Source organism: Myroides odoratimimus (assembly GCF_030326305.1).
GTDB classification, from domain to species: Bacteria; Bacteroidota; Bacteroidia; order Flavobacteriales; family Flavobacteriaceae; genus Flavobacterium; species Flavobacterium odoratimimum_A.
The window spans coordinates 18,565-31,686 of the sequence record NZ_JACAKB010000015.1; the positions used below are offsets into that span (position 1 = coordinate 18,565).

At 30.8% G+C, this 13,122-nt stretch carries 12 protein-coding genes and 1 pseudogene; 3 read left to right on the forward strand and 10 right to left on the reverse strand.

Translation table 11 applies throughout. The features are described from left to right. Positions 1 to 30 precede the first annotated feature (30 nt). A pseudogene (locus tag HX049_RS11485) lies at positions 31 to 1,043 on the reverse strand (DUF6266 family protein). A gap of 778 nt (positions 1,044 to 1,821) precedes the next feature. Here HX049_RS11485 and HX049_RS11490 point away from each other — a divergent pair. Then, positions 1,822 to 2,730 carry a DUF6268 family outer membrane beta-barrel protein gene (locus tag HX049_RS11490; protein WP_286415936.1) on the forward strand — a complete coding sequence of 303 codons (909 nt, stop codon included), beginning with the start codon at positions 1,822 to 1,824 and terminating at the stop codon, positions 2,728 to 2,730. Positions 2,731 to 2,938: 208 nt separating this feature from the next. Beyond that, positions 2,939 to 4,048, forward strand: coding sequence for a hypothetical protein (locus HX049_RS11495; RefSeq protein WP_286415938.1), 1,110 nt, complete (start codon positions 2,939 to 2,941; stop codon positions 4,046 to 4,048). A gap of 60 nt (positions 4,049 to 4,108) precedes the next feature. Here the strand turns inward: HX049_RS11495 and HX049_RS11500 are convergent, their stop codons facing one another. The 3 genes from HX049_RS11500 to HX049_RS11510 form a co-directional block, all read right to left on the reverse strand. After that, complete coding sequence (locus HX049_RS11500) at positions 4,109 to 4,657, reverse strand: DUF4304 domain-containing protein (RefSeq protein ID WP_041890646.1); 549 nt, start codon at positions 4,655 to 4,657, stop codon at positions 4,109 to 4,111. Between the two features lie 256 nt (positions 4,658 to 4,913). After that, entirely contained in the window at positions 4,914 to 5,657 is a 744-nt protein-coding gene (locus HX049_RS11505) for a LytR/AlgR family response regulator transcription factor (protein WP_041890649.1), read from the reverse strand. Next, on the reverse strand, positions 5,657 to 6,715 hold the full coding sequence (locus HX049_RS11510; RefSeq protein ID WP_286415943.1) for a sensor histidine kinase: 1,059 nt from the start codon (positions 6,713 to 6,715) through the stop codon (positions 5,657 to 5,659). The genes HX049_RS11505 and HX049_RS11510 overlap by 1 nt, the downstream gene beginning before the upstream one ends. Before the next feature lie 802 nt (positions 6,716 to 7,517). On the opposite strand from HX049_RS11510, the gene HX049_RS11515 reads away from it, so the two are divergent. Continuing rightward, a complete protein-coding gene (locus tag HX049_RS11515; protein ID WP_041890655.1) occupies positions 7,518 to 7,982 on the forward strand; it encodes a copper resistance protein NlpE in 465 nt (154 codons plus the stop codon). A 91-nt stretch (positions 7,983 to 8,073) separates the two neighbouring features. On the opposite strand, the gene HX049_RS11520 is transcribed toward HX049_RS11515, so the two are convergent. The 6 genes from HX049_RS11520 to HX049_RS11545 all read right to left on the reverse strand — a co-directional run bounded on the left by HX049_RS11520 (position 8,074) and on the right by HX049_RS11545 (position 13,118). Then, positions 8,074 to 8,289 (reverse strand): hypothetical protein, encoded by a 216-nt coding sequence (locus tag HX049_RS11520; RefSeq protein WP_041890658.1) that lies wholly within the window; start codon positions 8,287 to 8,289, stop codon positions 8,074 to 8,076. A gap of 216 nt (positions 8,290 to 8,505) precedes the next feature. Further along, on the reverse strand, positions 8,506 to 8,946 hold the full coding sequence (locus tag HX049_RS11525; RefSeq protein WP_286415947.1) for a hypothetical protein: 441 nt from the start codon (positions 8,944 to 8,946) through the stop codon (positions 8,506 to 8,508). 277 nt (positions 8,947 to 9,223) lie between these two features. After that, a complete protein-coding gene (locus HX049_RS11530) occupies positions 9,224 to 9,802 on the reverse strand; it encodes a hypothetical protein (protein WP_041890664.1) in 579 nt (192 codons plus the stop codon). Between the two features lie 329 nt (positions 9,803 to 10,131). Then, complete coding sequence (locus tag HX049_RS11535; protein ID WP_286415949.1) at positions 10,132 to 11,310, reverse strand: class I SAM-dependent methyltransferase; 1,179 nt, start codon at positions 11,308 to 11,310, stop codon at positions 10,132 to 10,134. Then, complete coding sequence (locus HX049_RS11540) at positions 11,311 to 12,402, reverse strand: AI-2E family transporter (RefSeq protein WP_286415950.1); 1,092 nt, start codon at positions 12,400 to 12,402, stop codon at positions 11,311 to 11,313. An 11-nt stretch (positions 12,403 to 12,413) separates the two neighbouring features. Then, positions 12,414 to 13,118 carry a 16S rRNA (uracil(1498)-N(3))-methyltransferase gene (locus HX049_RS11545; RefSeq protein WP_286415952.1) on the reverse strand — a complete coding sequence of 235 codons (705 nt, stop codon included), beginning with the start codon at positions 13,116 to 13,118 and terminating at the stop codon, positions 12,414 to 12,416. Between the last annotated feature and the right edge of the window lie 4 nt (positions 13,119 to 13,122).

The following is a 13,122-nucleotide window of genomic DNA, read 5'->3' on the forward strand; positions in this document are numbered from 1 at the left end:
TTATCTAAAGCAGATAGCTTATTTATTGATTCATTCTCGCTGTTCGTCGTCAGGGATTAATAACTTTAGAATAGAGTAATCTTCATTCATTGTATCAGGAATGTGTGATTTCTCGGGATCATTTATTCTTTTGATTAATTCTTTGCTGACTTTCCTTATATAGCCAGGAGGATAAGCTAGATGATTGTCTACTTCTGTTTGTTCATCGACGGGTTGTTGTTCCCTAAGAGGTGTATCCTTGTTTTTAATTTGAATAGGTATAGCAGTCTCTATTTCTTGTATAGTAGGTGATGAGGGGATTGGTTTATCTTTTTTGTGTTAGTCGTATCTGTATGGACAGGTGTTTGTTGTTGTTTTATAGCTTGATGTTCCTCTTCTGTTGTGTTTTCTTGTTCAGCAAGTTCTAAAAATCCGTGAAAGCAACTAGTGCTGTTGATACTATTGTTTGCTGATTTCCACATGCTCCCTAGGTATATGCTTCCTTTGTCCCAATGGGCAGGTAGGCTGAAGTGCGTATATCTTTCTGCTTGTGTTCCTATATTAGGGATATCGATGAACGCATCTAGCTCTTCATTATATGCCATTATCGTTAGTGTATCTGTGTTTAGTGTTAAGGCATTGACTAATGTATTATCCCATTGTACCTTAATCTTCCCCGTTTTAAGGCGATTGATTTTTTTAATTACAGCTGGGGCTAGAGTTCCTATAGAGAGTAATACCTGTTGTATATTAATATACTGTACTCCATTGTAGAGTTCGATTCCTTGTTTCATTAATCTGGAAATCATTTGTTCTTTACCCGTCATCCATTTGCCTTCTATAAAGATAGTAGGGCAGTACATATTGACAAAATCCTTGAATTTAGCAGTAAACGTAGAGACTAGACTCATTTTATCCCATTGTCTTAACTGTGCTTCTGTTGCTTTTTTACGTGATTTATGAGGCTTAGTACGGATGATATTTCTACCTCTCCCTCTGACTCATACTATAGTACCTATTTTTCCTATTACTTCACTTAATATTCCTTGCTTGATCTCTGCCATAATAATTCTGTTTTTAGGATGATTTATTTCTTTATATAAGATATAAAGCACAGTAATATAGGGGTTTATGTGTTGTGTAAAAATAAATGGTTCTTGGGGGCAGTAGCTGTATATAAACATGGCTATATGAGAATATATTTATGTATGTGTAAAGAGTAGAAAACGGCATATTTGGATAATATTCTCTATTATTAAGAGTAGTTTTCATCATTATTATGAGGATATCTAAGTATAGTAAAAAGAGAATAAAAGGATTATTCTTGGGCAAAATAGGCTTTTAGCCAATTATAGTCCTAGTATTCTCCTAGAATTGTCCAAGGAATAGCCTATATAAACCATATATACTGAGCTAAGAGGGTGTTGTCTATGATGTGTTATAATGGCTTAATAGATGTTAATGTGTTGTTTATTAGTTGAATATGTTTTTTTAGTAGATAAAAAAATAATACAAATTTGTGTTCTGTCTCTTAATAATTCTATTCATTAGAGTATATATGGGTAAAAAATAATGTAATAAGGTTCCTAAAATGAATATTTTGATCTATTTAATCTGTTTTTGTGGAAGAATAAGTGAATTTTTATACTAGATAAAGCTTGTTTATCTAGTGTAATGGAGAGATTATGTACGTAGAGAAGTAGAGGTAGGAGAATGCTATGGTGCTTATTCTGATTGCCTAAGTAATCGAATCTGTTATTTATATCCTGCGTAGCGAGTCAGTTGTCAAATAGTTTTTACCATTTTATGGAGGTATTGTTTTTTTGTGCCAAAATAGAATAGATGAGAATAGTAACACATTTGTTGACTTTAGGTTTGGTATTTATGAGTATTTATACTGTACAAGCTCAAAGTGAGATACAAGGGGAATTTAAGGTAGATTATGTTCCGATGTCTAATTATATTAGGCCGATAGATAGTTTAAAGACGGATTCAAAAAGTGATTTTAAAAAGGTAGAACTTGCTTTAGAGATTCCTCTTTCTATGAAAATGGACCATAGGGATAAGCCAAGGATATGGTCTGTAATGGCTTCTGCTGGATATGCTAGGATGAATCATAAAGATTATGAAGAACAGCTGTTCCCGTTAGAGTTATTAAATGCTTCGGTAGGTGTAAAGCACTTTCGATCGATAAGTGATTCATGGTCATTATTGTTGATGGGGTCTGTGGGAGTATATACAGATATGGAGAATGTAAATAAAGATGCTATCCTTGGGCAGGGAGCAGTATTCTTTATCAAGCATTTTAGACCTAATTTTTCACTAGGAGGTGGGCCTGTATTGACGAATAGCTTTGGGGTGCCTATGGTGTTACCTGGTATTTATCTGAATTGGGAGACGAGTGGCGACTTTTTTATGAAGGTAGCATTTCCACAAGGTTTAGAGGTAGGATATAAGTTCACAGATAATTTCTTACTAAGTGCAGCTGTTGACCTTCAAGGAATGACCGCTATCGTCAAACAGAATAATGAAACCAAGATTTTAGGATTTCAGCAGATCGTAGCTGGTCTGCGTCCTGTGATTAAGTTTTCTGATAATATGACTTTATCGTTTACAGCAGGTAGTACTTTAGTAAGGTCATTCTCTTATAATGAGAGGAAAGTCAAGAGTATCTTTAAGGAAAAAAAAGTAGCTGATCCTAAATTCTCTACTACATTCTATGGAGGAATGTCTTTGAAGTGGAGCTTATAGACAGATAAGAAAAAACGTTTTAAAAGTAGGGTATAGTTCACCTTCTTTTAAAACGTTTTTTGGTTAAAGAGATATGGAAAGAAAGTGGTTTGTAAAATGTTTTTTTAAATCTTTTAATATCTGTAAATTAGTTATCTTGTTTAGGTTCTTTCTATGATTAGTTTATGTAGAGAGAATACAGACGTTTTTAATTAAAAAATAGAAAGCAATGAAGTACAACGTAAATAGTCATAGACTGATCAATAGAGCAACAGGTAAAGTGCTTAATCTCTCTGTAAAAAACAATGTACTGTATACTGAAACTGGAAAAGAAGATAAATTAAGGAAAACAGAAAAAGCTTTTTCAGATAAAGAACAAGTAATTAATAATTTCTATAAAAAGGAATGGGAAGCTTTAAAAAAAGGCTTTGTATTAGTTAATGAAAACGCAAAAGTAGGAACTCCTAGTTTACATACTTATATAGGCGGAGGATATACGGGAGCCTTGGTGTTCTCTTCTACGCCTAAAGGAATCATGGTGTATAAAAACACTACTGAAGGAGATGTTCTAGTTGTATTAGATTCGTTGGGGAACTTACTTAATGAAATTAAGTTGCCTAGGTGTTTTGCCTGGACAATGGAATATCAAGTAAATAGTGATACTATAGTCTTAGATATAGATCATGCTATTTATCAATACAACCTCGAAAAAGATAGTTTTACTAATCTAAAAGAAGATTATAATGATAGTGTTTCTTTTCTATCAGTTTCAGAGCATCAGATAGCAATAGGTCTAGAAGAGAGTATTGCATTTGTCAATGCCTCAAAAGAAACTGTATTCCCTATACCTCATAAGGGTAAAGCAGTGTGTTGTGGTAAGTTGTCACAAGATGGAACATTACTCGCTTATCACAGTAAAGTAGGGGAGATTCAGATCTTTAATACTGCAGATGGAAGTATTGCACAGGTTATTACAGGAGATTTTAGAGAGGTAGGACAGATGGAATTTGTTCGGTCTAATCAATTACTTGTAGTAAGAGAGCGCTATGGTACATGGGGGATGCGTTATTTTGATTTAGTAATGAATCAAGAAATTAAATTAAAAGAACTGGAAATACTTGAATATACAAAAGATGTGAATGTCTTCTGTTTTAATAAAGATCAAACAAAATTAGTTTTAGTACAAAGAACTAATGCGTATGTATTTGACTTTATTAATAAAAAAGAGCTACACCATTTTAAGATTGAACACGTAGTCAAAAGTTGTGAAATAAAATTTATAGGAGAACAATTAGGTGTACGAACTGATTATGGGTGTTTTAGTTTGTATGTTGTTTAATACTTACAAGTGAGTTTATAAGTTATAAGATTATAGACTTGTTTTAACTAATTGTATTTATTACTCAAAAAGGTAATCGTATATCCCTAAGTGTATATCTTTTTTAGGATATGTATTCATATCAGTTTTGACCTTCTGGTAAATGTCAATTGTATTAATCTTATTTATAACAGGTAGGATGTAGTTTTCAAAATCAACTTTGAGTTCATCATTTAGTAGTTGATCACATGCATTCTCTCTGAAGATTACATACCAACCTAACCAACCGTGGTTTTTAAACTTGAACATTTTTCTTTCTTTAGATAGTACATCTTCACATTCGACAGAATAGGCTTGTTCATTATAAGTCCAATCCATTTCTTTATTGTCAATAGTTACCTTTGTAGTTTGAATACCCTCAGGGCAGAGATGTAGATAGAAGCGAAAAGACACTTCTCTCTCTAATCGACTTTTAGACTTCTGAATTGTTATTTTACTAAAAATAGCTCCGTTTGTTCTTGTCCAATTATTTCCTCTTCCTTTAGTAAAACCGTTTGATTTTAGTATAGAATTCAAGTATTCAAATACAATCTTGTCAAAATATAGTTTAGGGCTAAATACAGGGTACATAATTAGACTCGTTTAGTTATTGATTAAAAGTCAAAGCGAAGTTACATTAAAATTAGTAATGATATAGGTATTAGGATGTTGTTTTAAAGTTTTTTAAATGAGCTCATGTGTTTTATAGTAGTAGAGAGTGAATTTCTTTTTTGATGTTTCTAAATGGGGCTATTATAAAGAATTTGGTGTCTAGATATGTATAAAAGAAAAAGTATTAAGCGGTTTTGACATTCTTGTTCCGTTGATTTCATAATTGTATATTGTTTTATTTGCTTAGCAGATTCTTATATACTACTTCATTAAGTAACGCTTCTTTTCTCATTCTAGAGATAGGTAGTTCTGTTTCTTTAATAAATACTCGACCACCAGATATGGATTCAATATGATTGATATTGATCAAGAAGGATTTGTGAATTCTAAAGAAGTGTTCTTTAGGTAATAATTCTTCTATGGCAATCATGGTCTGATGAATGATAAGACAGCGGTTCTTTAGATGAAGTTTTAGATAATTCTGCATTGCTTCAATGTACATAATATCATTCCAATCTATTTTTACGAAACTATCTTCGTGTTTGACATATACTGTATTATCAGTTATATCTTGCGGTTCTGATTTAGATTGTTGTTTCAGTGTGAAAAGTTCTTTTGCTTTAATAGCTGCTTGATAGAATCTTTTAAACGAGATAGGCTTAAGTAGATAATCAACTACCTGTAGTCTAAAACCGTCTAGTGCATACTCCGAATAGGCTGTCGTGAAGATAACCATAGGAGACTGAGTAATCGATTCTAAAAAATCTATTCCACTTAGATAAGGCATATTGATATCTAAAAAAAGGAGATCATAACTATTATTTTCTACTAATTCTTGAGCTTCTAAGGCAGAAGCACAAGAGTCTATTGTCTGAAGAAAGTCTACCTGATTAATATATTCAATGATAGCACGTCTAGCTAATGGTTCATCATCGATGACTAAGCATTTTAATATGGGTGTTTTTTTATCTGTAGACATTATTGATTTTTTAGATTGATAGTTAGTTCAACGATATGTTTTTCGTCAGAATGTGTTATATGGAACGAATGGGCATCACTATATTGCATTAATAGTCTTTCTCGTACATTAGCAATACCTATGCCACCTGCTTTTTTCTCTATTTTATATTTAGTACTAAAAGAGTTTTCTATATATAAATGTAAAGTATTATTTAGTTCTGTGCATTTTATGATAATATAGCCTTTCTTATTTGGAAGTCTAGACACATGCTTAAAGGCATTCTCTATTAAGGGTACTAACAATAGGGGAGTGATATGTAGTTCTTTATTGTGAATTGACCAAGTGGAGTTTACCTCTAGTTCGTCTCCCCATCTTACCTGTTCTATAGCGATTAGGTCTTGTAGATACTGTACCTCTCGATCTAGAAGAACGGTCTTATGGTTACATTCGTAGAGTTGGTATCTCAGTATATCCGAAAACTTTAGTAGTACATTAGAGGCTAGTTCTACATCTATCTGCATCAATGTGTAAATATGGTTTAGTATATTAAACATTAAGTGAGGATTAATCTGATCCTGCAATAGTTTGATATGTGCTTCTAAGTGTTCTTGTTTTAACTTCGTATTTATTTTCTCTATACGATGGTGTTCTTCATAGAAACGTATTCCGCAGGTGGTAGTTATAATAGCCATAGCGGATGGAATAGTTTTATATAACTGGTTAAAGAATAAGTCTCTTGGGTTGAGAAGTGCATCTTGTACAAATAAATTACTACTACTTAAAAAATAAGGAAATAGTGTAAAGCAAGTAGCTAATAATATCGATAACAAAATAATAAAGAATAAAGCGTATAGTAAAAAGCTCTTTATAGAACCTTTTTTAAGGGCTTTAGGTAATAAAAAATCACTTACAAAATGGGAAATACTTATTGTGAATGTCATAACAATCAAAGTAGGTAGTAACCAAATATTATGATCGTGAGGCGATAGTATCTGTGGATAAACTGAGAAAGTAAGGGTAGTCCAAAAAACGACAAAGAATAATCGTTTAGGCTTAGAAAGAAATTTATTTATCATAGTTAAATTACAATCAATTTTAGATGTCTATTATTAATACTATGCGAAATACAGTTTTATTATGTGATTATACTTATTTATTTGACTAAGGGTGGATAAGCTTTGATGAATGAAAAAACACCCTCTTACTTTAAAACAATTATTATTCCAATTTTTGTAAATAAAAAATCCGAGTATTAGTGTACTCGGATTAAAAAGCGCTAGTAAGAAAATTAAAATACTCTTTATTGTTATTAAAATTATTTACCGTTTGTGGTTATAAATAATTTATTTGAATTACTGTCTCTATAATGTGTGCAACAACAAATAACTACTATAATCAATCCAAATATAAGCCTTTTTAAGATAGGATGATAAAATAATCTTAAAGTAATTAGGGCTAATAGCTTGTTTTTGAATAATAAAGTGATTGTTTAAGTGTTAAAAAAATTTAAAAAAGATATTAAAAATAAGAAAAGTGACACCTAATGACATCGTGTTATGATACAAGAAAATGAAAAATATAATAATATTGAGTGAAGAAATATCCTTAATAAAGGTGTAAAATAGCTGTGAGTAGGGAGGAAGTAGAAGATATCATGATCCAATGAAATATATAGGGAGAAATTAAGGTATTTGATTTATTGACATTTATAGTCTAAGCTCTTTAGAATGTTAAAAAAAATAAGGAGTGAGAGGCAAATATTTGTATTGTATATTAATTACCTATCATATCTTTCTTTTTTATATAAAAAAAGAGTTAACTATTGTTCGTTCTATTATTTGTTGTAATTTTATTCTCTCAAATAATAAAAACAAAGTTATGAAAGGAAAAAAAATGTTAGCATTAGCTGTATTAGTTACAGGTATTGCATTTGTTGGTTGTAAAGATGATAAAAAAGTAGAAACTACTGCAACTGAGCAAACTGCTACAACAACTGAAACAGAAACTGCTGTTAAGGATGAGCACACTTCAGAAAACTCATTAGATTGGGCTGGTACTTACGAAGGTACTTTACCAGGTGCTAATAGTGATATTAAAACTACTGTAGTTTTAAATCAAGATAAAACGTATACTAAGACTGCAATCTATGTAGACAAAGGAGAAGAGAAGTTCGAAGAGAAAGGTACTTTTACTTGGAATGCTGAAGGAACTATCGTTACTTTAGTTGCTGAGGGTGAATCTACACAATATAAAGTGCAAGAAGGAAGCCTATTAATGTTAGACCAAGAAGGTAAAGAAGTTACTGGACCTCTAGCTGATAAATATGTTTTAGCTAAGAAATAGTCAACATATCATAAAATTTAAAAAACCTTTCGAAAGAAAGGTTTTTTTTTATCATTAACTTCAGGTTACTAGATTTCTAATACTATTATTACTATTCTTTTATTCTTCTAGACCTAATATACATTGTTATTCCAATTAGGAAGGTTAGAATACTGATGAATATTTCTTTATCATATTCATGTATTTTAAAAGCTTCTATTTGTTGTAAGGTTTCTATATGGATATTATACATATAGATTTGGTGGCCTAATATAAGTAAGGAAGCAATAATGATAAAGCTACTAGTGATTTTTAATTTCTGTTTCATAGTACTTTTCTTTTTTATTACATGATCTAATATGTTAAAAATATGTAAGTATTTTAGTTTTGTCATATAAAAAATACTAAAATAGTTCATATTGTGTATTTTTGAGTAGGTGTCCTTAATGAAAACCTGTTCTATATATTTAGAAAAACAAGAATTAGGCCAAAAAAAAGACTTGAATTCAAAATACAAGTCTTTTTATATAATTTAAAAGTATGATTATTTAATCGCGATTAGTTCAACTGAAGTCAAGTGTTTATGATTAATTACAGTTAAGTCAATTTCATTTTGAGTTAATTTGTTTATTTTGAAATTGATATTTTCATCTACAACTGATGATTTTAGAGTTAATGAACTTCCATTTAGTGTATAAGTGCCTTTGTCGCTCTTCTCACTATATCTATCAAATAAGGTATATTCACCATTCTTTAAAGTAATTTCTACAGAGGATACTTGATATGCTGTTTTCACAGCTTTATTAATATCCGGTGTAAAAGTATAGTACGTAGTCAACCACTTTCTCTCTATATTGTTATGAGTAGTTGTTAGAGTTTGTGGTTCATTTAGTGTGTTATTATCATCCGAAGATGAACAGCCTTGAAGTATTGTAATCGTCAATATCGATAATAAGGCAACGGAAAAAGCGACAAATTTCTTCATAGTTTGTTAATTTTAGTTGAGTAAAGTGTGGTGGTCTAAACTCAGAATTTTAATTAAAAATATGGTAAAATTTTAATAAAAACAAATTGTTTTTTGATAATTTTTATTAAAACTATTGTACTAAAGTTAAATGAAGATATAATATCCTATCGCTTAATATATTATAATGTCAAAAGCTGACGTATAAAGGTATAAAAAAAGGTTTTTAGTTTTACTAAAAACCTTTTAAAACATGATGTTTTGTGTGTTTATTTTGATTTAAAATCGCTAAAAGCGTTTATTCTATGCATGGAATATTGTCTATGAAGAATTGTGTTGGTTTAGTTTGTAGGTCAACGATGGTTGATTTTAATTCATTTCTGATAATAAAAAGTTCTGTTGTACCAGTGAATCTGATTTGAATCATTGATATGGGAGAAGCTTTTAATAATGCTAAATGTTCTTTCTTTATATAAAAGTCAGCATCTAGGATTCTGATATTATTTTTCTTTTCTTGATCATAGGTATATGTTCCACAAACATCATCTCCTAAATAATGTGCGGTTATGGTTGTTCCGTTAACTAACTTTATTGAAACCATACTTTTTTTAGCTACACAAGTGATAGGGATGAAGTCAGGACTCTTTTGTAGATACTGCAAGTTTAGAAATGGGTGCCCGTTATTGTTTACTAAAGCAAAGAACAATGAGCTAGTAGTAGATACTCTGTCGAACTCATAAACAAGTACGTTGTTTGTTTTTTTGTAGTTAATAGAATCATTAACTTCTTCAAAGTCGATAGAACAGTTTTTCTCTTGTGCATATATCGAAGTGGTGATGCCAAGGGTTAAGATTAGTAAGAGTGCTAGTTTTTTCATTTGTTATTAGTTTGGTGACAAATTATCATTATTTTTTTAATAAGACAATAGTATTGTTGTAAATAGTGTGGTAAACGTATGAGTTGTTTAAACCCAAATTACGCATTAGCCAAATACTACAAAGCAATTCTACTTCATAGTTCTTTCATTAGCTCTAAAACCATACTATAGTATGCTTTAATCACTAATTCAGACCTATTTTGTATAATTACTTTTCGTTTATATGTCTATTGCATAATTCGGGTTTTAAATATCTGTATTACTTCTTTGATTTGGATGTTTTTATGGTATAAAAAAGGTCATATTAAATACTATATGACCTTTAAGAGTTATGTTCGTGAACAAATAATAAAGATTCGTTCATTTTTGCTATTGGTAGTGAAAAAGATATAAGTATCTCCTCCGTCTTTTATTTTCCATTTCTTTCTAATTTCCTCAACTTTTATAGGGAAATTTCTAGTTGTAACATTTGCTTTTATATTTTGCAAGTGTTTTTTAGCCTCTTGTTTATTATATGGAATAATCTGTTCTATCGCAAAACTTCTTCCTGGAAAATCAATTAATGTATCACTAGTATAAAGATGACTATGTGGATGAAGTTTGTGTAAATTAAACTGTTTACTTATTGCGTCAAATTTACCTGTCTTTAATATAGCGGCATTGGGTTCATATAGATATTGTTTAGGTTCACTGAATAGTGATGTACTAGTATCATCTAGCGGACAAATGAATAACTGATTATCTTCTTTAGTGATATTTACAGCAGTAAGTTCAGTGGTTCCTGTATAGTCTTTTTCTAGTACCCATAGTAGTTCTTTAACTTCATTATGAAGTGCTACAATATGAATGCTTTTTACATTTTTTAATTCGTTAAGACCGGCCTGTATGTCTAGTAGAGGAGAAGTCTTAATCAGGATATTAGTACTTCTAGAAAATAATAAATCTAGATGTTCAGGTACATTAGGGGCGCAATCACTTAAGAAGAATACTTTTTCTTTAGCGTCATTTCTTCTGTGTGGGTCTACATAGATATAATCCCATGGTTGGTTATGTTGGGCCAAGTAGGCTAAACTGTCACCAGTATGGCATTTGATATTATCAACTCCTAATGCTTGATTATTAAGGCGAACTATTTCGCTAAGGTCTTCTTGCATTTCACAATGCAATACTTGCTTTATGTTTTTACTAAAATAATAACAGTCTATACCAAAACCACCTGTTAGATCTATCAAAGAGTCACCAGATACTAGTGAAGCTTTATAAGAAGCACAAGGTTCAGATGAGGTTTGTTCTATAGAGAGTTTTTTGGGGAATAGAATATTCTCTGTCCCATACCACGTGGGTAACTTATCTTTAGTTTTCTTTTTTGATTCTATCTGAGTTAATAAATCACTCATAGAGATATCTTCAAAGGGACTTTTTTTAAAGGCTATTTTAGTTAAATCACTATCTAAGTGAGCTTGTATATAGTGTTGTACTTCTTGTGATAAGAATAGTTCTGTTTTCAATTATAATTTCTTTGTGAGTAATTGTACAAATTTGTTGTTTGGTAAAAACTCCTTACCAATTACTTTGATACAAGTGTAAATAGGTACAGCTGCTATCATACCAAATATTCCTCCAAACATACCGCTTGCAAGAATAACAATGAAGATCTCTAATGGATGTGATTTAACGCTATTAGAGAAGATTAAAGGCTGATTGATAACATTGTCTATTAGTTGTATAAATAAGAAGCCCAGCATTACGGTAATAGCCTTAGGTAGGGTAACTTCACTAAAGTTATCACCTATAAAACTCAACATCGTAAAGAGGACAGATAATATATTACCAATAAGTGGTCCAATGTATGGAATGATATTCAATATAGCGACTAGGAATGCAATCATTAGACTTCCTTTTACACCTACTACTGCTAATAGAATAAAAGCAAGTACAAAAATAATAGACATCTGAGTGACTAGTCCTAAAAAGTAACGTGATAGAAGATTGTTTATCTTATCGATTGATTTCAAAACTTTAATCTCGTGTTTACTAGGGAACAACTTTTTGAACTGATATTCTAGTACAACTTGATCTTTTAAAAAGAAAAAGGTGATGAATAGTATGGCAAAAACCCCCATTCCAAATTCACTAAGTAAGCCTAGAATAGTATTAAATAGATTAGGTACAAAATCTAATTTAAGATGAGAACGAAAGTTAGCACCTTCTATTATTTTATCTAAGCTAAATCCTTTTGTGTCTAGATAGAAGTCTATCTTGCGAATAAGACCATTAAAATCTTCTTGTAGGTGTGATGTATTCAATACAGACAAGTTTTGAGCTTGTGTAGTGAATAAAGGGATAAACATAAATATAAAACTCAAGAAAAAGGCTAAAAAGAGAATAACAGTTAAGGTAACTGCAAATACTTTAGATAGACGAAGCTTTCTTCTTAAAAACTCTACAATAGGTTTACCGATTAAAGCCAATACAAAAGCAAAGCCTGTATATATAAATATTGAACTAATCTGCAAAAACATTTGACCTAGTACAGCGAGAAAAAATAGAATTAAAACTGCACGTACTATTCCTTTAGAAATTGTTTTAGCATCCACCATAATTATGACTTTTATTCATTTGTAAATACGAAACTATGCACGGCTACTAAAGCGGCTGTCTCTGTTCTTAATCTTGTGTGTCCTAGTGATACTGGTCGATATCCTTTTGCTAATGCTAAGTTAATTTCATTGGTAGAGAAGTCTCCCTCTGGACCTACTAAAAGTAAATAATTTTTATGAATATCTATACTGTCTTTTAGTAAGACTTTTTCAGTTTCTTCACAATGAGCAATGTATTTTTCTCCTTGATGATCTTGATTTAAAAAGTCTTTTAAGCTTATTGGCTCGTTTAGAATAGGTAAATGATATTGTAAAGATTGTTTCATTGCGGATTGAATAATTTTTTCAAAACGCTCTGTCTTCACTATTTTTCTCTCAGAGTGATCACAAATAATAGGGGTTATCTCATGGATGCCTATTTCTGTAGCTTTCTCTAAAAACCATTCATAACGTTCGTTCATTTTTGTTGGCGCCACAGCTAAATGTAAACGAAAAGGAGTCGGTGCTTGATCTTCAGAAGCGATGATTTCAGTAACGCATTTCTTGTCTGAATCTAAAGTGATTTTGGTTGTAAATAGGGTACCTTTACCATTGGTAACATATAGGAGATCTCCCATTTTACGTCTTAGTACTTTGATGATATGTTTACTTTCATCTTTATCAAAAGTAAAAGATGTTTGTCCTTTTTCAATTTCTGGCGAATAAAATAATTGCATACTT